A 20138-nucleotide genomic window follows, 5' to 3' on the forward strand; every position below is an offset into this window, starting at 1 on the left:
GCCTGGCCCCTCTCTTAGTTGAGAGAGAACATTTAATGCACCTCGACTCAAGCGACACACATCGCCTAGTTGGGTCAATGACGATCGGGGAGACCGTGGCACATTCACGAGCACGATACGCGCAGAGGCCGCTGGCCTTCCACCGTCTGAGAACGGTCGTCGCGTCACTCGCGGTCGTCCTTCTCGGAGTCTCCGGAGTCGCGATCGGCGCCACGGCCGCGAACGCGGCAGACGAGGGCTTCACACTCACGAAGTCGGTCATCGCCCCCGATACGTCCGACATCGGCATCTCGAATGTCGCCGGAGTCGACGGCGAGGGCTTCACCTATCAGCTCGCGTACTCGTGCAGCACCTTCGACCCGGCCGGCTGTACGAGCGTGCTCATCCACGACGCCCTGCCCGCCGGCCTCGAGGTCGTCGGCGACATTCCCAGCAACTGGACCGTCGTCGGCACCGACGTCACGATCAACCTCGGCACGATCCCCCCGGGCAACGGCACCGTCTCCATCCCCGTGCGCTTCACCACCGACCCGACGCTCGCCGCGAACGACACCGTCACCGTGAACAACACCGCCGACATCAGCGGCACGGTCGCCGGCGTGGCCAAGACGGCCGTCTCGCAGACCGTTCCGGCCACGGGTCGGGTCAAGCCCGTCGGTGGTGCGGATGCGCACAAGACCGCGACGCCCGACACGGTGGGCGAGTTCACCGGTCAGCCGGTCGCGTTCTCCGTCACCGGCACCAACGCCGGAACGACCGCCGCGTCGAGCATCGGCATCACCGACCTCGATCCGGCGTTCTTCGATGCGTTCGATGTCGCCTCGATCGACGCGCCCACCCTTCCGGCCGGCGCCACCTCGGCCGTCGTCGAGGTCTCGACCGACGGAACCACCTGGACGACCGTGACGACTCCCTACACCCCGGCCGCACACATCCAGGGCATTCGAGTGACCTTCGACGGAGCTGCCGCCGGCAGCACGGGAACCCTGAACTACACGGCCACCCTGCGCGACAGCCTCGTCTCCAACGGCGCCCAGGTCGTCTCGGGTGGATCCACCGCCTACACGAACGACGTCGACGTCGACGTGCACTACGCCGACAGCGCCCTCGACCGCTCGCTCACCGCGTCGGCCGTCGTCACCGTTGCAGGCGAGGTCGTCTCCGCTCCGAGCGTGACGAAGACCTTCAGCCCCGCCAGCGTCATCCAGGGATACTCCGGAACGATCGACACCACGATCTCCACGACCGGCGCCGGACAGGGAGGCGCCAAGACGGTCGTCATCTCCGACCCCGCCACCGCGGGCGGCGTGACGCCGTTCCCGAGCACGCTGGTGCTGAACGGAACCTTCACCGTGGCCTGGCCCGCAGGCGCCGAGGAGGCCACGCTCACTCTCTCCGACGGGTCGACGGCCACGATCGTCAACCCCACGACCACGTTCACCCTGCCGGCCGGCGTCGACCTCGCCACCCTCACCGGCTTCTCGGTCGAGTTCGCGTCGACCTCCGGCACTCCGATCGACTCCACGTTCATGGGTACGATCACCGCGGGCTCGACGCTCGCCGCCGGTGTCACCAACGACGTCTACAAGAACAACGCCGAGGTCGACGTCGACAGCGCATCGGGCAACTCGTCGGGCGAGACCGTCTCGCCCACCGTCGACTTCACCGTCGCCACGCCGCATGCCGAGATCCAGACGACGAAGGCATTCACGCGTCCGACCGTGGTGCTCGGCTCCCCCACCCAGTCGAACGTCGTGCAGCTGCGCACCGTCTACGGTCCCACCGGATCGGGAACGAACGTGAACGCCGAGAAGGTCGTCATCCAGGACCCGGTCTCACTGCCGACCGCGGGAGTCGACGACTTCTTCGACGAGTTCGACCTCACGAGCATCAAGAGCGCGAACTGCAGCGCCGGAGACAGCCTGCTCGTCGAGATCTACAACGGAAGCGCCTGGGTCACCGTGACGAGCGACGCCTGCGCGAGCACGCCCATCGCCATCACCGATCCTGACGCCCAGGGCGTGCGGTTCACGTACTCGAACCCGAGCGGCATCCAGCCGGGACGCACGTTCCAGCCCGAGCTCGTCGTGAAGATGAGGGCGGCCAACCGCGAGACCGGAGCGCCTGTTCTCACCCTCACGCCCCCGCTCACCGACGACGACCCGACCCGGGTCTTCACGAGCCCCGGCAACTGCTCCGCCGCATCCGCCTACCTGGCCGGCGCCACGGCACCCGCCTCGACAGACTCGCTCGCCGGCAACGAGTGCCCGGAGATCAAGACGGAGCAGCGCCGCAACAGCGGCACCGTCGGAATCACCAAGGTGCTGCACGGCACCGATGGCACCGACTCCGGAACAGAGGGATCCGGCGCGCCGATGCACGCCGACCTCCAGCTGAGCAGCCGACCCTCTGAAGACACGGCCACCCTGGTGATCGCCGACCCGCTGCCCGGGGACACCTATTCGCAGACCTTCGCGGCCGTCACGAACATCACCAAGGTCGGCCCCTACACCGTTCCGCAGTACGAGCAGGCGCGCATCGACTGGCTCGACGCCTCGGGCGCGGTCATCGCCTCGAGCGCGACCGTCACAGGCGGAGGAGTTCTCACCGCCACCGGCGACCCGAGCTACGCCGGCTTCCGCTTCGTTCTCGAGGAGAACCCGGCCGACCCCGGAATCGACACCGGAATCGAGGCCGCCACGTTCGACCTCGCGCTCAAGCTCGGGGTCGACTACACCCTGCGCGACACCTTCCGCGACGCGGTCGGCGGCCACGCGGCGGGCAGCCTCGTGCGCAACAACGTCTGCTACACCGAAGACGACAGCACGCTTTCGGAAGGCCCCGACGGCAACCCCGACAACGCGGTGGACTGCCAGCTCGACCACGGGCCGTTCGACGAGAACGGGTTCAACAACGACCTCGACAACATCAACGACGGCGGGTGGATTCTGAACAACGCCGAAGCGGTCGCGACCTACGTCGCCCCGAATGCCGACGGCGACACCTCGGAGCGCGGCGAGACCAACCTGTACTCCCAGCAGGTCTTCCGCATCACCAACAGCATCGCCAACGCCAAGCTGACCAAGTCGGTCGCACCGGATGCGTCGGTGCCGCTTCCCGAGACCGGGGTGCCGCTCGGCACGCTGCAGGAGCGCACGGTCAACCTGAAGGCCGACAACATCTCGGGCAACCCCGTTCGCGGCCTCGACATCGTCGACGCCGACGCCGACTTCTGGGCGACATTCGAGCTGCTGTCGGTATCGGCTCCGATCACACCCGCCGGATCGACCGTCACCTACGACGTCACCTACTCCGACGGAACGCCGGCTCTGACCGGCGTGGACGCGGCCGCGATCACCAACCTCTCCGCGATCGACGGCATCGCGGCGCACGTGGTCGGAGCGATTCCGACGACAGGAACGGCGACGATCGCGCTGCAGGTACGCCTGCGGAGTTCGGTGACCGCCGAGACGCAGGTGATCAACACCGCGACCGTGACCGCGGTCAGCCCGTTCGCCGACTCGCTTCCGAGCGACGACAGCGCCACGATCACCGTGCGCAAGCCCGGAACGAAGGTCGACACGAGCAAGGCGCTCACCTTCGCCCCCGGCTCCTCGACCGACATCGACTCGCATCCGGTGGTGAACGCGACCGTGCGCACCACCAACTCGGGGGAGCTCGGCCTCACGACCATCGTCTCCGAAGACGACGACATCCTGACGCCCTCCGACTACCCCGCCGGAACGACTCTGCCGACCAATACCGACGGTGACTTCTGGGCCGATTCCGACTTCGTCGGCGTGATCTCGATCACCCCACCAGCCAGTGCGGAGACGGTGGACGTCGAGTACTTCGACGGCACGACGTGGGCCGCAGCGGCGAGCTACCCCGCCGCATCCATCGACATCGCGGCCCTGAACGCCGTTCTCGACGGCGTGACCGTCGAGGGCCTGCGCGTCAGCTACCTCAGTACCGCGGGAACCTCCATCGCCAACGGCGAGTTCGGAGAACTCGCGTTCGGCGTCTCGCTGAACGGTCAGGCCGAGGCCGAGGCCGCCCTGACGAACTGCGCCGAGTCGGCGTACTCGACGGGTGCGGAGCTCTCGCACCTCAGCCCGTCGTGCGCGACCGTCACCCCGACATCCGGAACCCCGCAGGTGTCGGTGTCGAAGCTCTTCGCCCTCACCGGCCAGCCGACCGCGAGCGACAGCGCGGGAACGACGCAGCGCTACTCGATCACGGTGACCAACACGGGAACCCAGAACCTCGGATCGCACGGCAGCGCGTTCGAGATCGACGATCTGCTACCCAGCACGCTGAGCTACAACGTCGCCACGGCCAACCCCGTGATCACCCTGCCCGCCACGGCACCCGTCGACTCGACGCTGGCGGGATCGCCCACGGCGACCGTCGTCGGTCAGACGGTCGTGTGGGCCTGGCCCGCCGGCCAGCACCTCGCCCCGGGCGAATCGGTGGTCATCGCGGTGAGCCTCGATGTGGCCGCGGCGCTGCCGACGGGAACCACCATCACCAATACGGCGGCGGTTCCCACCCACGGCGAGATCACCTGTGCACCCGGAACGGTTCAGCAGGGCGATGACTACTGCGTCTCGACAGCCGTGCTGAACGTGAACGCGGGCGGCGCCATCCGAGCCACCAAGTCCATCGACGGCGCATCGAACACCGGCGCGGCCGGCCCGAACACGACGTGCGAGTCGATGACCGGCTTCGTCTCCAACCCCTGCGCGGCCCTCACCCCTGCGGGCAGCACCTACACCTGGAAGCTCGACCTCCAGAACGCGGGCAACTCGACCATGCGCGACCTCGTCGTGATCGACCGCCTGCCGGCCGTCGGTGACACCGGCGCGTACCTGAACGTGTCGCGTGGAACGGAATGGCGCGGAACTCCGCTGACCGCACCCGTCGCATCCGGTGTGCCTGCCGGCGTGACCGTCGGCTACGAATACCTGCCCGCGGGCGGCGACCTGACCACCTGCACGGGCGAGGTCGCCACGGGTGCCGCGAAGTGCGGCGATTGGGTGGTTCTTGCCGCCGGCGCGGTCATTCCGGCCGATGCCCAGGCGCTGCGCATCGCCGCGGACTACGGCGTGGGCTCGAACCCGGTGTTCGCGGCCGGCGACCGCATCACGGTCACGTGGGACGAGACGGCTCCCGAGAACCTCACGGGTGCCACCGACTCCTCCGACGCGAACGGCCAGCCCGCCCCCGACGGTCGACTGATCGAGTGGAACAGCTTCGGCTTCAGCGTGCACGAGATCGACTCGGGCGAGGTCTACCGCAACGAGAGCACGAAGGCCGCGGCACTGTTCGACAGCGCGCTGCTCTCCGTGACCAAGTCGGTCGCCAACGACACCATCGCGCCGACCGCGGCGTTCGGAGACTTCACGGTCGACTACTCCTGCGCTCCGCCGGCAGGATCCTCGGGTGCCGTGATCACCGGATCGTTCGTCCTCTCCGATGGAGAGACGGGCACCGCGCTCGGACTGCCCACCGGCAGTGTCTGCACCCTGACCGAGCAGAACGCCCCGGCGAACTTCTCATGGTCGACCCCGGATGCCGACATAACGACGGCGGGCTACCAGCTGGTGCTCGCGACGGCGTTCGGTTCGACCGCCTCGACGCTCACCAACCCGATTGCGGCGCAGAGCCTGACAATCGCCAAGAGCGTCGCCGGCGAGGTTCCGTCAGACGCAGAGTTCGACTACACCGTGGTCTGCACGTTCGCCGGCGAGGAGCTCGCGCTCGCCGACGGACCCGACTACTCGCTGCCCGCGGCGGGTGGCCGGATCGTCATCGACGGCCTGCCCATCGGCACGGAGTGCGTGGTGACCGAGACGAACAGCGGCGGCGCCCAGACGGTCACGATCAGTGACCAGAACGGTGGCACCCAGGTCGGAGACGGCATCACCGTCACCATCCCCGATGGAGGCGACCAGGTGACGATCACGAACAACTTCGGCACCAACGCCCTGACGGTCGCAAAAGACGTGAAGGGAACCCTCGCGAGCGACATCGTTTTGGGCGACTTCTCGATCACGGTCGTCTGCTCCGACCCGGTGAACGGGGAGTCGACCCAGACCCTCACGCTCGCCGACGGCGGCTCGCAGACGCTCACCGACATCGCGAACGGCACGGAGTGCACCGTCTCCGAGCCCGCCCCGGGCAACAAGCACGCTCACTCCACGAAGATCTTCGTGAACGGCGTGGAGTCGGCGGACGGAACGATCGTCTTCGATGAGACCGGGCTCGGACAGACCATCCAGGTGGTCGTCGAGAACAGCTACGACACCGGCGCCCTCACGGTGAACAAGGTCGTCGAGGGTGACACCGACGCGGTCGACTTCACCTTCGCCGTGACCTGCACCTGGTTCGACCAGACGATCTCCGAAGACGTCGTCGTGCAGAACGGCGCCTCGGGCACCGTCACCGGCATCCCCGTCGGTGCCGAGTGCACCGTCGTGGAGCAGGACAGCGGCCAGAGCCGAGTCGTCTACGACGTCGAGGGTCCCTACGAGATCACCGAGGCCGGAACCGACGTCGCTGTGCAGGCCACGAACTACTACGAGGCCGACCTGACCGTCGAGAAGGTCGTGTCGAACGACACCGTCCTCACCGACGAGCAGATCGCCGCCCTCACGTTCACCATCGAGGTCACCTGCACCTACGGCGACACCGTCGTGAGCGAGACGTACGAACTCGCGAACGGCGAGCACGCCACGCTCGAGGGCGTGCTGGTGGGCAGCGACTGCATCGTCACAGAGACGGATGCCGACGGGGCCACCTCGACGGTCGTCACCATCGCGAATGGCGACGCAGACGGAACGGACACCGAGGGAACCTCGGCCGAGTTCGTGCTCGGCACTGGCAGCACGACGGCCACTGTCGAGAACAACTACGCGTCCACGGCGCTCGAAGTCACCAAGACCGTCACCGGTGCGGCACCGGCGGGAGCGCAGTACACCTTCCTGGTGCTCTGCACCTTCGAGGGAGCCACTCTCGAGCTCACCGGCCGCTCGGGTCTCGTGGCCACGTTCATGAACCCGGCCAGCCGCTTCGACCTCGCCGCCGGCGCGACCCAGCTCATCGACGGCCTTCCGGTCGGCACGAGCTGCGACGTCACCGAGTCCGATGCCCAGGACGCCGTCTCGACCACCTACACGGTCGAGGGCTCGGCCGCAGCAGACAACGCGAAGTCGATCGTGCTGACGACCGCCTCCGCGGGCGCCGACAACGTGCGGTCGGTCACGGTGAAGAACACCTTCCCGGCCGCGGGCAAGGGCGGTACCGGCAACCCGATCGTCGATCTGGCGCACACGGGGTCTGGCGCGGTGTTCATCGCGCTGCTGTCGCTGTCTCTGGCGGTGGCGGGACTGGTGCTGCTGGTCGTGCGTCACCGCCGCCGGCAGCACGCCGAGTAGCGCGAGTCGCCTCCCGAAGGGCCCGTCACGCAGTAGTTGAGGCGTGACGGGCCCTTCGTCGTCGTTGAGTCGAGACGATTTGTTAGGGTAACCTTACTTAGGAGTCGAGGAGACGAAAACATGGCACGGACGACGGCCCAGGCGCGCAGGATCAAACCCGGTATCACCGAGCTGCTGACACTGCATGTGATCCGGCGCGAGCAGATCACGCCCTCCATGGCCCGGGTCACGCTCGGGCAGGGCGATATCGCGAAGTTCGTGCCGATGGGGTTCGACCAGTGGTTCCGCCTCTTCATTCCCGTGGCCGACAACGACTCGCTCTCGCGGCTGCCGCAGAAGCTGAACGCTCTCGCCTACGCCAAGTACCTGACCATCTCGAAGACGCATCGTCCTGTGCTGCGCAACTACACGGTGCGCGCCTACAGAGAAGACGGCCCCTCCGGCCCCGAACTCGACGTCGACTTCGTGCTGCACGGCGACGAGGAATCGGGCACCGCCGGCCCCGCCGCGAGCTGGGCCGCCCGTTGCGTGCCGGGCGACGCGGTGGCGATCTTCGACGAGGGCATCGGATTCGTGCAGCCCGCCGGCACGAACAGCGTGCTGCTCGTCGCAGACGAGACGGGCCTGCCCGCCGTCGCGGGCATCCTGGCCTCGCTGCCGGCCGACACCGTCGGCATCGCGCTGGTCGAGGTCGGGGCGACCGACGACATCCAGAATCTCGGCGGCCCGGTCGGCGTCGACGTGCGGTTCGTCGTGCGACCGGATGCGCGTGACACCCCGGGCGTCGCCGTTCTGAAAGCGACCCAGGCGCTGCCCGCCTTGGGCGAGCGCTGCTTCGCCTGGACCGTGGGCGAGTCGGGCCTCGTCGCGGGCGCGCGCAGGCACTGGATCGCCACGGGGGTGCCCAAGGACAACATCATGTTCTGCGGGTACTGGAAGGCTTCTCACCACTGAAGAGGGCCTTCTGCTAAGCTTCCAAGGTTGTCCGTTGCCAGTGGGAATCTCCTACGCGGCGGCGGGCCGATGCAGATACACCCTCCTGTCACAGACCGTCTGTGACCGAACTAGTCCGAAGGAGGTGGGTTTGTGACGCATCAGTACGAACTCATGGTGATCCTCGATCCTGAAATCGATGAGCGCACCGTGGCCCCCAGTCTCGACAAATTCCTCAACGTCATCCGCAAGGATGGCGGCACCGTCGACAACGTCGACATCTGGGGACGCCGTCGCCTGGCCTACGAGATCAACAAGAAGACCGAAGGCATCTACGCGGTGGTCAACCTGACCGCCAGCGCAGACTCGACCAAAGAGCTCGACCGCCAGCTGAAGCTGTCGGAGGCCGTCATGCGCACCAAGGTGCTGCGTGCCGAGGAGGCCATCGCGATGGTCGCCACCGCCGACAAGCTCGCCGCCGAGAAGGCCGCCCGCAAGGCTGCCAACCCGAAGGCCGCTGCCGCGCCCGCCGAGACCCCCGCCGCCGCTCCTGCTGCCGCGAAGGCCGCGCCGAGCGCCGCGTCGAAGGTCGCTGCTGCCGCCAAGGCTCCGAAGGCTGCCGCCGAGCCGGCCGCCGCCGACGAGTCCGCCAAGTAGTCGATCATGGCTGGCGAAACCGTAATCACCGTGGTGGGCAACCTCACCAGCGATCCCGAACTGCGCTACACGCAGAACGGGCTGGCGGTTGCCAACTTCACCATCGCTTCCACGCCGCGCACGTTCGATCGTGCCGCGAACGACTGGAAAGACGGCGAGGCTCTGTTCCTGCGCGCGAGCGTCTGGCGTGAATTCGCCGAGCACGTCGCCGGATCGCTGACCAAGGGAAGCCGCGTCATCGCGACCGGCCGCCTGCGCCAGCGCTCCTACGAGACGAAAGAGGGCGAGAAGCGCACCTCCATCGAACTCGAGGTCGACGAGATCGGCCCCAGCCTGCGCTACGCCACGGCGAGTGTCACCCGGGCAGCCGGGGGAGCACGCCAGGGCGGCGGCCAGGTCGGCGGACCGAGCGGTGGAAACGACGAGCCGTGGGCCGCTTCGGCGCCCGCGCAGCCGGCTGCCGGAGCTGGAGCCGACGTGTGGAACACGCCGGGCAACTTCAGCGACGACACCCCCTTCTAACAACTTCGTTCTTTACTAGAACTCATCTGAAAGCAGATAAAAATGGCTGGAAAGTCAAGCGGCGACCGCCGCAAGCCGCTGCGCGGTGCCAAGGGCGCCAAGAACGCAGCTCCCGCGAAGTCCATTCGCGTGGGCGTCATCGACTACAAAGATGTCGCAACTCTCCGCAAGTTCATCTCCGAGCGTGGAAAGATCCGCGCTCGCCGCATCACGGGAGTCTCCGTCCAGGAGCAGCGCCTCATCGCCCGTGCCGTCAAGAACGCCCGCGAAATGGCTCTCCTGCCCTACGCCGGCTCGGGCAGGTAAGGAACCGACATGTCAAAACTCATTCTCACGCACGAGGTCTCCGGCCTCGGTTCAGCGGGTGACGTGGTCGAGGTCAAGAACGGCTTCGCTCGCAACTACCTGATCCCCCAGGGCTTCGCAGTCTCGTGGAGCCGCGGTGGCGAGAAGCAGGTCGAGCAGATCAAGGCCGCCCGCGTTTCGCGCGAGCACGCCACGATCGAAGAGGCCCAGCACCTCAAGCAGGTTCTCGAGGCCGCCGTCGTCAAGCTGACCGTCAAGGCCGGCGAAGGCGGACGCCTGTTCGGCTCGGTCAAGACCGCCGACATCGCTGACGCGGTCTCGGCTCAGGGTCTCGGCTCGCTCGACAAGAAGAAGATCGAGATCAGCCAGGCGATCAAGCTCACCGGAACCCACGAGGCCACGGTCAAGCTGCGCGACGACCTGGTCGCGACGATCACGTTGAACGTGGTCGCTGCCAAGTAGCGTCACCCGCACTCGACGAGTGCACAAACGAATGGCGGTGGATTATTCCACCGCCATTCGTCGTTGAAAAAGCCTGTGCGATCGGCAAGACCAGACCCACTTCGGGGGTAAGAATCGCTCGATTTTATGCACAGGCCAAATGTCAAATCCAAACCCTCAAGCTCTGCTGGAGGGATGTATTTATCCACGGTTGTGGAATCTGACTAATCACTGGTCAAGTGGCTTTTACGCCCACATTCCGGTTTGAGTTTCCACAACGCTTTCCACAGTTTTACCCCAGACCTTCCGGCGTTTCTCCCACACTTTCCACAAGGTTATCCACAGGCCCTGTTTGGGATGTCCGACGCTGCGAGTAGAACTGTGCAAGAACGATTCTGCGTGCGAATGCAGACGAAGGAGGACCCGTGTCGATAGCCCATCTCGGACTGTCCGGCCCGAACGACGGCCAACGGGGCGGCAACGCCGCCGGCGGCTCTTCGAGCGAGTGGCGGGCCGACTCACGCGGCGATCGCACCCCTCCCCACGACCTTCTGGCCGAGCAGAGCGCCCTCGGCGGAATGCTGCTCAGCAAAGACGCCGTGGCCGATGTCGTCGAGGTCGTGCGCGGCGCCGACTTCTACATTCCCAAGCACGAGATCATCTTCGACGCCGTACTCACCCTCTACTCGCACGGTGAGCCCACCGACGTGATCGCCGTCACCGACGAGCTCACGAAGATCGGCGAGCTGAGCCGCGCCGGCGGCGCGGAATACCTGCACACGCTCACGGGCCTCGTGCCGACCGCGGCCAACGCGGGCTACTACGCCAACATCGTCTCCGAGAAGGCCGTGCTGCGCCGCCTCGTCGAGGCTGGAACCCGCATCGTGCAGATGGGCTACGCCAGCGAGGGCGAAGTCATGGACCTGGTGAACAACGCCCAGGCCGAGATCTATGCCGTGAACGGCAACGTCGAGACCGAAGACTACGTGCCCCTCACGATCGCCCTCACGGCGGCCACCGACGAGATCGAGGCGGCGGCGGGCAAAGACGGCCAGATGACCGGAGTGCCGTCGGGGTTCACCGACCTCGACAACCTCACCAACGGCTTCCACCCCGGCCAGCTCATCATCGTCGCGGCCCGTCCCGCCCTCGGAAAGTCGACGCTCGCGCTCGACTTCTGCCGGGCCGCATCCATCAAGCACGATATGCCGGCCATCTTCTTCTCGCTCGAAATGGGCCGGGCCGAGATCGCCATGCGTCTGCTCTCGGCCGAGGCGTCCGTGCCCCTGCAGATCATGCGCAAGGGCCAGGTCAACGGTCAGGACTGGACCAAGATCGCGTCGACCCGATCGACCATCAACGATGCGCCCTTCTACATCGACGACAGCCCCAACATGACGCTGGTCGAGATCCGGGCCAAGTGCCGCCGTCTCAAGCAGAAGGTCGGCCTGAAGCTCGTGGTCATCGACTACCTGCAGCTCATGACCAGCGGTAAGAAGGTCGAGAGCCGCCAGCAGGAGGTGTCGGAGTTCTCTCGTGCCCTCAAGCTCATGGCCAAAGAACTTCAGGTTCCCGTCATCGCGCTGTCGCAGCTCAACCGTGGTCCCGAGCAGCGCGCAGACAAGAAGCCCGCGATCAGCGACCTCCGCGAATCCGGATCGCTGGAGCAGGACGCCGACATGGTCATCCTGCTGCACCGCGAGGGCGCCTACGAGAAAGACAACCCGCGTGCGGGCGAGGCCGACTTCATCGTGGCCAAGCACCGCAACGGCCCCACCGCCACCATCACGGCCAGCTTCCTCGGACACTTCTCCCGCTTCGCGGACATGCCGCAGGCGTAGCTCGCGGATCCTCGCTCGGCGGCCGCCTACGCGCGCGTCGTCATGCGCAGCTCGAGGGCAGACTCGGACTGCTGCGCGTGCAGTGTCACCTGGGGTGCGCTGAGCTCCGCGAGGCTCGCCACGTGCGTGCCTCCGCACGGGATGCTCACGGCGTGGCCGTCGAGCGTCGTGGTCCAGTAGCGGCGGTCGGTGAGACGGTCGCCGTCTCGCTCGATGGAGGCCGCCGCGCCCGAGGCGACCCACGCCGACAGGCGCGCATCCACGCCCGTCTCGACCTCGCCGAGGTCGTCGACCAGCCGAGCCGGCGCGAAGCCCTTCTTGCGCAGCGACTTTCCGACGCGGTACACGTCGACCGAGCCGCGCTCCTCGATGCGCGAGGTCTCGATGGCCAGGGCGTCGAAGTTGGGCTGGTCGAGGGCGTCGGTCGACGCGGGCTTGCTCCACGACCCTGCGAGCTCGGCGTTGAGAGCGAGCGAGGCCAGGTGGCAGGCCGTGTGGCCCACCGAGAGTGCGTGGCGGTAGTCGGCATCGACGGCGAGGGATGCCTCGGCCCCCTCGACCAGGCCGGCCTCGGTGGCGAGGGCGTCGTCGACGAGGTGGGCCGTCACGAAGGCCCAGCCCTCGGTTCCCTTGCGCACCGGCACCTCGGCGCCGAGGAATAATGCGGTGCCGTCGGTGGCCCCGACGACGCAGTCGAGCACGTCGAGAACGGTGCCGTTCACGGTGATCGTCGCCCGGTCTGCGGGCTGGTCGGGCCAGGCGGAGTCGACGGGGTGGCAGGCCGAGTTGTCGAGCAGCACCACGCGTCGCCCATCGGCCACGGCCTCGGTGTGCAGCACGGTTCCGCTCGAGGTGAGAGCGCCTGCCGGATAGCTGACAAGTGTGTCGAGGCGTGGAAGAGTCATGCGTGACAGCGTAATCAACAGGCAGGGAGTCGAACATGACCGCAGTAGAAGTGGCAACAGTCTCGTACACCGTTTCGGCCGACTATTTCGCAGAGGTCGGGGCCGATTTCAACAGCGAAGCCGTCGACGACGCAGTGCTCGCCGAACTCAACCGCCTCGTTCCGAAGGGCGTGGTCGTTCACCGCAACGGCAAGGCGTTCGCCGAGCCCGAGGTCGCGGCGGCCGCACGCGACATCGATTGGGATGAGCTGCTGAAGCGCATCGATGTCGATCAGATCATGGCGACGCACGGGCGCTGAGCGCGCTCAGCGGATCAGCGGCTCAGGGACTCAGCGGCTCAGGGGTGAACGCCGATCGCCCGGTGAACGGATGCGACGGCGCTCGCTCCCTCCCCCACGGCGGCGGCGACCCGCTTCATGGAGCCGTGCCGAACATCCCCCGCGGCGAAGAGCCCGGGAACGCTGGTCTCGAATGGGAGTGGCGCGCGGCCGAGTGAGGCGAAGGTGTCTCCGAGCGCCGCGGCATCGAGCCGCGTGTCGGTGAGCAGGAAGCCGTTCTCGTCGGATTCGACTCCGGTGAGCCACTCGGTCGCGGGGGTGGCGCCGATGAAGCAGAACAGCCCCGTGTTCGGCAGGGCCGAACTGACGCCCGTCGCGCGGTTCGTGAGCGTGATCGACTCGAGCGAGTCGCCACCGTCGATGGCGGTCACCTCGGTGCGCGTGTGCACGGTGACGCGCGGGTCGGCGAGCAGCCGGTCGACGAGATAGCTCGACATCTCGGCGCGGATGTCGGCTCCCCGGATCACGAGACACACCGGGCTCCCCCGCTCGGCGAGGAACAGTGTGGCCTGGCCGGCCGAGTTCGCTCCCCCGACGACGGTCACCGGTTGTCCTGCCACCGCTCGAGCCTCGATCTTGGTGGCCGCGTAGTAGATGCCGGCCCCCTCGAAGTCGGACCAGCGTGGCAGGGGAAGCGCCCTGTACCGCGCGCCGGTGGCGATCACGACGGCCCGGGAGTGGATCTCGGTTCCGTCTTCGAGAACCACGCGCAGGCGTTCGCATCGGGAGTCGAGTGTGGCGACCGTGCAGGGGCTGTAGATGCGGGCGCCGAACTTGAGCGCCTGCACCGACGCGAGCCCGGTGAGCTCCGAGCCGCTCACGCCGTTCGGAAAGCCGAGGTAGTTCTCGATTCGGGAACTGGCCGCCGCCTGCCCGCCCGGCCCCGTAGCATCCAGAAGAACCGTGTCGAGACCTTCGGATGCGCCGTAGACGGCGGCGGCGAGGCCCGCCGGTCCGGCTCCGATGACCGTGAGGTCGACCTGCTCGCCCGAGGGCCGCGCGTACGAGAGGCCGATCCGCTCTGCGAGGTGCCCGGGTGTCGCCCGGGTGAGCACCTCGGTGCCGAGCAGCACGACGGGCAACTCGGATGCCTCGACGCCGGCTGATTGCATCAGGGCGATTCCGGCGGCTCCGTCGGCGTCGAACCAGTGGTGGGCGAGCTCCAGCCGTGCCGCGTAGGTGCGCAGGGCGAGCGAAGCCGACGAGAGCGGGCTGCCGATGATCTCGATGCTGCGCGACGCGGTTCCCTGAAGCAGGGTTCGCCGAGCCTGGAGCGAGCGCAGGAGGATGCTCGACAGCTCCGGGTCCTCCGACATGATGCGGCGAAAGCTGTCGGGCGAGATGCGATGCATCACCCCGGGCGAGGTGACGCGGGCGGTGAGGAAGACGGTCTGGCCCGTGAGCAGGTTGAGTTCGCCCAGGAACCGCCCCGGCCCGTGCTGCGCGACAATGAGCTCGGGAGAATCCCGCGTGGCCTCTCGAACGATGTCGATCGTGCTGCTGTCGATCAGCACGAGGTCGTAGCCGCGGTCTCCGACTCGGAACAGGGTGTCGCCCACCTCGACTGTGACGGCACGACCGTACGATCGCAGCCTCGACAGCTGCTCCTCGGTGAGAACGGGGTTGGATGCGCTGGGCTCTGTCGTCACACGCCCACCGTAATGCGGCACGGGTCGGCACCGCTCCTCGAATCGTCGCATCCGGAGGGCCGCAGCGGCACCTTCCTAGACTGGGAAGCCGCACCGACTTCCGTCGCCCGACCGATTGGACCTCATGGACACCGGCCTGCTCGCACTCATTGGCATAGGAATCGTCGTTCTCATCATTGCGATGAACGCCTTCAAGTACTGGACGCGTCGCAAGCTACGCACCATCAACACGGAGCGGAAGATCACGGTCACCGGCGAGGCCCTGGCCGAGTTCGGCCGATCGGTCGTGCTCTCGGCCGATGCCGCAACGGTGACCGCCCTCATCGAGGCGATCCCGAAGAACAAGCTCGTCAGCCTCCGGCCGGGCGTCTGGGGACTCAAGTACGTGGAGCGCGACGATGTGATCGTCGAGCTGCGGAATGTCGACGGAGGGTCGGAACTGCTCGTCACCTCGATGCGCGAGTACTGGGATTCGCCGCAGGAGCTGCCGAAGTGGACGAACCTCACCGACAGGCTGACCCAGGCTGCCGCCGCGGCGGGTATCACCACACGACGGGGCGCCTACCGCTTCGCCTTCGAGGCGCCGTCGAAGGGCACGAACGGGCACGGACGCTGGGTGCTCGCGGGATAGCGGAGAGGCGGCTGCCCCGCTGACTAGCGCGCCCGCCCGCTAGCGCGCTCGCTCTGCCTGCTCGCGGATCGAGTCGACCTCGGCCGCGTAGAGCAGCCCCGCGTCGATTCCGGTGGCGGGCAGGTGGCCGCCGAGTTCGAGGCTCATGATGCCGTGCAGTCTGGTCCAGGCGGTGAGGCCCAGCAGCAGGACAGAACGCGGATACTGCGTCAGCTGCGACCGCTCGGCCCACGCCTGGAGGGCGGTGTCGAGAGTGGGATCGGGCTGCGCCACGGTTGCCGTCTCGGTCGCCGCTGCCGTCGCCGTAGCCGCGTCGGCCACGGCCGCGATGGCCTCGACGATCGTCGTCATGCTTCGGGATGCGGCGGGAATCGTCCTCTCGGGAGCGAGCTCCTGACCCGAGCCGATGCTGGTCTGAAAGATCAGGCGGTAGGCGTTCGGGTTGGCGAGAGCCCAGTCGCGGGCACCGTTGAGCACGTCGGTCAGGTGCTGCCCCGCGTCGCTGCGATCCTGGGCGGCGTCGAGAACGGAGTCGGCGAAGTCGTCGTAGGCGTCGACCACGAGGTCGGCCAGCAGAGCGTCGCGGCTCGCGAAGTAGCGATAGAGCGCGGCCGGCGACATCGCCATCTCGCGAACGATCCCGCTGAGCGTGACGGCGTCGGGACCGCGTTCGCTGACCTGCTGCATGGCGAGCGTCTTGATCTCCTGAACTGTCTGGGAGCGTCGCTCCTGCCGCCGTGTGGGTCTGGGGCCCTGCTCGCTCATGGCGCATCCATTCTGTGAATTGTATTGACACCGTAACAGGTCCTACTTAGTGTGAAGGGTATTCACATAACAAATTCTATTCACACAACGTAGGGATGACCGCCATGAACACATTCGCCACAGCTCGCCCGGCCACGACGACCCGGGTTGTTCTTCCTGGACTCGTCGAACCCGACGGACTCGAGGTCGGCACGCACCCCCTCGCCGCACCCGGTCGAGGCCAGTTGCTGGTCGCCGTCGAGGCCACAGGCGTCTCGTTCGCAGAGCAGTCGATGCGCCGGGGCCGATACTTCGGCCAGCCCGAATTTCCGTTCACGCCCGGATACGACTTGGTCGGCCGCGTGATCGAGGTCGGGCCGGGCGGCGACACGGCCATGCTCGGTCGGCGGGTGGCCACCATGACGAAGACCGGAGCCTGGGCCGCGCACGCCGTCGTCGAGGCGCGCGACAGCATCCCCGTTCCCGACGGGGTGACGTCGGAGGATGCCGAGACGGTGGTCGTCAACGGGGTCACGGCCTGGCAGATGCTGCATCGCTCGGCCCGCGTGAAGTCCGGCCAGACGATCCTGGTCTTCGGCGCGAACGGCGGTGTCGGAGGAATCCTGATCCAGCTCGCGCGGCTGCACGGCGTGCACGTCATCGGGGCGGCGTCACCCCGGCATCATGAGGCACTCCGCGCCGAGGGCGTGGCGCCGGTGGACTACGCCGACCCGGAGCTGGCGGCGCGCGTGCGCGAGCTCGCGCCCCACGGCGTCGATGCGGTGTTCGACAACGTGGGCGGCGAGATGACGAAGACCGCCTTCTCCCTTCTCGCCCGTGGCGGAAAGCTGGTGACCTACTCGATCATCACGGCTGTGAGCGGCGACGGTCCCCTGATGCTGCCGTTCGTCAAGGCGATCGGCCAGGCCCTGCTCTGGAGCGCGCTGCCGAACGGTCGCAGCGCGACCTTCTACGACCTGTGGGCCGGCCACCGCATGCGCCCCGCGACATTCCGGCGACACCTCGAGTCGGATCTCGGCCGCGTTCTCGCCCTCCTCGAAGACGGCACCATCAGCGCCAACATCGCGGCCCGCTTTCCTCTGGTCGAGGTGGTCGCCGCGCTGCGCCTGGCCGAGTCGCGCACGCTGAACGGCAAGGTCATCCTGCTTCCCTGACGCGCCTCTAGGCTGTGGGTCATGACCCTGCCGCGGCGATGATCGCCGTCACCGTGCTGCAGGAGCGCTCGCGCGCACTGACTGTCTCGCGCACACTGACTGTAAGGAGTGCCTCGTGACCAACGACGACCGTCGTCCGAAGTCCGTCTACGGCGTCGGCGACGAGCCGGATGCGCGATTCTCGCTGGCGAACGAACGCACGGCGCTCGCGTGGATGCGCACGGGCCTGGCCCTCGTCGCGGGCGGCGTCGCGTTGACGACGCTGGCCGTCGTCGCGGATCTCTCCGTCTTCGTCGACATCATGGCCGCCCTCGTCTGCCTGAGTGGCGGCCTGCTCGCGGTCTCCGCCCTCATCGGCTGGCGCCGGGTGGAGCGCGCCATGCGGCTGTCTCTGCCCTTGCCGGCTCCGCGGATCCTCACCGGAGTCGGTGTGGGCATTCTCGTGCTCGCTCTCGTCTTCGCCGGATATGCGGTGTTCGAGGGGCTGAGCAGGTGAATGGATGGCCGGGTGAGCAGGTGAATGGAAGAGCCGGTGAGAGGTGAACCGGAGGGGCGCGAGCCGGTGAGAGACCCGGGCCTGCAGCCGGAGCGAACCGCTCTCGCCTGGCGGCGCAGCGCACTGGCGGCGGCCGGGGTGGCGCTGGTCTGCTCGATCACCGCGGTGCGCGCGGGCGTTCTGCTGGTGGCCGTCGTGGCCGCACTGGTCGCGGGCGGAATCGTGGTGGCCTCGCTTCATACCGTCGTCCGGTCCCGGATGTCTGCCGGCGCTCGCGGCCAACACCCTTGGCCCGCACTGGCGCTGCTCGCGGCCTGCGTCTGCACGGTCTCGGTGCTCGGTTGCGCGCTCGCCGTCATCGGCGCGCTGCACCGCTGACGTCGGGCTGTGTTCACATACTGATCGGGGGGAAGGGGGCTTCTTGGGCGCGCGAAAGCCCGGAGCGCGCCCACTCGAGCACTCGGATGGGTCTCCGCGGTGATCTCGATACGCGGTGCTCGTTCCTCGCGCCGCCACTCGATCGGCGCAGGGGTGGTCGCGGCAGCTCCTCGGGCAGCACTGTGTGGAATCCGGGCGCGCTGCATTGCCGACGCTCGGCGGAGGCGCTCTCTTCGACCTTGCATCGGCCGAGTTAGACGCCCTTCGACAGGCTCAGGGAACGGTGCCGATGTTCACGTCTCCTTTTCGTTGGTCGACGAGGTTTGGCCCTTCGACAGGCTCGGGGAACGGGGCGGTTGTTCTCGTTTCCCTTGCGTTGGTCGACGAGGCTTTGCCCTTTGACAGGCTCAGGGAACGAGGCGGCGGTTCTCGTGTCCCCTGCGTTGGTTGAGTAGGCCGCTTGCGGCCGTATCGAGACCCCGGGTGTGGTGGTTAGAAGGGGCAGTCGGCGAGGTCCTCCTCCAGTGTCGTCATGTTCTGTGTGGCGGCTTTGACAAGCGCGCGGGGTGCTGGCCGCATGCGCCCTTCCGGCTGGACTGTGTAGATGTGCCCTGCGGGTGAGGTGGCGGTGAGGGTGTCGTCTCCGTTCTGGACGAACTGCCACCTCGTGTGATGCTTCGCCCGGTGGTGGCCTGGGCTGAGTGGTGCCAGATTCTCTGGGATGGTGCCTCCGCCGTAGGCGTGGTCCTCGGTGTGGTCCATGTCTGCCTGCTCCGACGGGACCGTGCACCCCGGAAACACGCACTCCGGGTGCACCAGCCGGGCGTGATCGATCATCGCCGCGGTCGGCCGGTAGTCCCGCGGGTCGGTAGCCAGGATCCGCCCCGTGATCGGGTCGGTCAGGATGCGCCGCCACGACGTCGCGTCCGCGGTCAACTGGGCGGCTGTGGCCGGGTCGATGGGACCGTACCCGCGAAGGATCGCCGCCTCCTCACCCACACCGAGGAGTGTCATCGCGGGAACCATAACGTGCACCCGTCCGCGGATTCCGCGGGTGGCCCCAGGGACCGACAGTTCTGCGTTGAGGAGCAGGTCGGTGAGGACATCGACCTTCAGGTGCCCCATGNTGGTCTTTCGCCAGGATGTCGAGGGTGACGGGAACCATGACGTGCACCCGTCCGCGGATTCCGCGGGTGGCCCCAGGGACCGACAGTTCTGCGTTGAGGAGCAGGTCGGTGAGGACATCGACCTTCAGGTGCCCCATGCTCCGCGGGTCACCAGCAGTCTTGAGCCCCGCAGCAAGGCGCACGGCGCGGTCTGCGATCGCGTGGATCTCCGGCGCCGGGGCCAACAGGGTGAGTTGAGCCATGCCATCCGCTGCTGGGTCGATATAGATGCGTCGTGTCCCCGCCGCTTTCTCTGCCCGCTGGACCGCGGTGGCGGGTTGGGCGAGTTCGACCTCGTGGCGGGCCTTCTTCTCGAGCTGCTTCGGATTCACCTCCGCCGCGAGCACCGCCAGGCGGGTGTCATASAGAGAAAGCGCCTCGCCCTCTAACCCGTCCGCGTGCTTCGCGATGACCTCCGCGTGCTCCCACGACACCGAACCCGCAGCCACCGCCGCCAGGGTTGCCGGGAGCCGGTCAACGAGGGCTGTGCTGGTGTCGACCAGGACCGCGGTTCGGT

16 protein-coding genes and 2 pseudogenes are annotated in these 20138 nt (G+C 67.5%); 12 read left to right on the plus strand and 6 right to left on the minus strand.

Translation table 11 applies throughout. The annotated features are described in order from the left end of the window. Positions 1 to 95 precede the first annotated feature (95 nt). The 7 genes and pseudogenes from ASF06_RS04740 (at position 96) to dnaB (ending at position 12139) form a co-directional block, all read left to right on the plus strand. Positions 96 to 7439, plus strand: coding sequence for a DUF5979 domain-containing protein (locus ASF06_RS04740; protein ID WP_157439065.1), 7344 nt, complete (start codon positions 96 to 98; stop codon positions 7437 to 7439). Positions 7440 to 7559: 120 nt separating this feature from the next. After that, positions 7560 to 8393, plus strand: coding sequence for a siderophore-interacting protein (locus ASF06_RS04745; RefSeq protein ID WP_055943920.1), 834 nt, complete (start codon positions 7560 to 7562; stop codon positions 8391 to 8393). 153 nt (positions 8394 to 8546) lie between these two features. Continuing rightward, positions 8547 to 8894, plus strand: a pseudogene (rpsF, locus tag ASF06_RS04750) (30S ribosomal protein S6); the annotation flags it as partial. A gap of 141 nt (positions 8895 to 9035) precedes the next feature. Further along, positions 9036 to 9551, plus strand: coding sequence for a single-stranded DNA-binding protein (locus tag ASF06_RS04755; RefSeq protein WP_055932630.1), 516 nt, complete (start codon positions 9036 to 9038; stop codon positions 9549 to 9551). A 42-nt stretch (positions 9552 to 9593) separates the two neighbouring features. Continuing rightward, positions 9594 to 9857: a 30S ribosomal protein S18 gene (rpsR, locus tag ASF06_RS04760; protein ID WP_022895757.1), complete on the plus strand. Its 264-nt coding sequence runs from the start codon at positions 9594 to 9596 to the stop codon at positions 9855 to 9857. A gap of 9 nt (positions 9858 to 9866) precedes the next feature. Next, positions 9867 to 10319, plus strand: a complete 453-nt coding sequence (rplI, locus tag ASF06_RS04765) for a 50S ribosomal protein L9 (protein ID WP_055932633.1) — start codon at positions 9867 to 9869, stop codon at positions 10317 to 10319. Between the two features lie 404 nt (positions 10320 to 10723). Further along, the gene (gene dnaB / locus ASF06_RS04770) at positions 10724 to 12139 is read left to right on the plus strand and encodes a replicative DNA helicase (protein WP_055932636.1); all 1416 of its coding nucleotides are present in this window, start codon (positions 10724 to 10726) and stop codon (positions 12137 to 12139) included. Between the two features lie 26 nt (positions 12140 to 12165). Here dnaB and ASF06_RS04775 read toward each other — a convergent pair whose 3' ends face one another. Beyond that, complete coding sequence (locus tag ASF06_RS04775) at positions 12166 to 13044, minus strand: hypothetical protein (RefSeq protein ID WP_055943926.1); 879 nt, start codon at positions 13042 to 13044, stop codon at positions 12166 to 12168. A gap of 35 nt (positions 13045 to 13079) precedes the next feature. Here ASF06_RS04775 and ASF06_RS04780 point away from each other — a divergent pair, with 35 nt between their 5' ends. Then, positions 13080 to 13343 carry a hypothetical protein gene (locus ASF06_RS04780; protein ID WP_055943929.1) on the plus strand — a complete coding sequence of 88 codons (264 nt, stop codon included), beginning with the start codon at positions 13080 to 13082 and terminating at the stop codon, positions 13341 to 13343. Between the two features lie 38 nt (positions 13344 to 13381). On the opposite strand, the gene ASF06_RS04785 is transcribed toward ASF06_RS04780, so the two are convergent. Beyond that, positions 13382 to 15031 carry an FAD-dependent oxidoreductase gene (locus ASF06_RS04785; RefSeq protein WP_055943932.1) on the minus strand — a complete coding sequence of 550 codons (1650 nt, stop codon included), beginning with the start codon at positions 15029 to 15031 and terminating at the stop codon, positions 13382 to 13384. 124 nt (positions 15032 to 15155) lie between these two features. Between ASF06_RS04785 and ASF06_RS04790 the strand changes: the two genes are divergently transcribed. After that, the gene (locus tag ASF06_RS04790) at positions 15156 to 15662 is read left to right on the plus strand and encodes a hypothetical protein (protein ID WP_055943935.1); all 507 of its coding nucleotides are present in this window, start codon (positions 15156 to 15158) and stop codon (positions 15660 to 15662) included. 39 nt (positions 15663 to 15701) lie between these two features. Here the strand turns inward: ASF06_RS04790 and ASF06_RS04795 are convergent, their stop codons facing one another. After that, positions 15702 to 16427: a TetR/AcrR family transcriptional regulator gene (locus ASF06_RS04795; RefSeq protein ID WP_055943938.1), complete on the minus strand. Its 726-nt coding sequence runs from the start codon at positions 16425 to 16427 to the stop codon at positions 15702 to 15704. A gap of 104 nt (positions 16428 to 16531) precedes the next feature. Here ASF06_RS04795 and ASF06_RS04800 point away from each other — a divergent pair, with 104 nt between their 5' ends. The 3 genes from ASF06_RS04800 to ASF06_RS19810 all read left to right on the plus strand — a co-directional run bounded on the left by ASF06_RS04800 (position 16532) and on the right by ASF06_RS19810 (position 18455). Beyond that, the gene (locus ASF06_RS04800) at positions 16532 to 17581 is read left to right on the plus strand and encodes a medium chain dehydrogenase/reductase family protein (RefSeq protein ID WP_055944199.1); all 1050 of its coding nucleotides are present in this window, start codon (positions 16532 to 16534) and stop codon (positions 17579 to 17581) included. A 115-nt stretch (positions 17582 to 17696) separates the two neighbouring features. Next, entirely contained in the window at positions 17697 to 18077 is a 381-nt protein-coding gene (locus tag ASF06_RS04805; RefSeq protein WP_055943941.1) for a YidH family protein, read from the plus strand. A gap of 36 nt (positions 18078 to 18113) precedes the next feature. Beyond that, positions 18114 to 18455 carry a DUF202 domain-containing protein gene (locus tag ASF06_RS19810; protein WP_200920305.1) on the plus strand — a complete coding sequence of 114 codons (342 nt, stop codon included), beginning with the start codon at positions 18114 to 18116 and terminating at the stop codon, positions 18453 to 18455. Between the two features lie 492 nt (positions 18456 to 18947). Here ASF06_RS19810 and ASF06_RS20170 read toward each other — a convergent pair whose 3' ends face one another. The 3 genes and pseudogenes from ASF06_RS20170 to ASF06_RS20180 form a co-directional block, all read right to left on the minus strand. Then, a complete protein-coding gene (locus ASF06_RS20170; protein ID WP_157439066.1) occupies positions 18948 to 19469 on the minus strand; it encodes an HNH endonuclease signature motif containing protein in 522 nt (173 codons plus the stop codon). Beyond that, the coding region (locus ASF06_RS20175) for a hypothetical protein (RefSeq protein WP_442853925.1) at positions 19447 to 19581 on the minus strand (135 nt) is incomplete at its 5' end. The genes ASF06_RS20175 and ASF06_RS20170, both read right to left, overlap by 23 nt. A 1-nt stretch (position 19582) precedes the next feature. After that, positions 19583 to 20124: pseudogene (locus ASF06_RS20180) on the minus strand (DUF222 domain-containing protein); the annotation flags it as partial. Positions 20125 to 20138: the final 14 nt, after the last annotated feature.

The sequence above is a fragment of the Agreia sp. Leaf244 genome, from assembly GCF_001422695.1.
GTDB lineage: Bacteria > Actinomycetota > Actinomycetes > Actinomycetales > Microbacteriaceae > Agreia.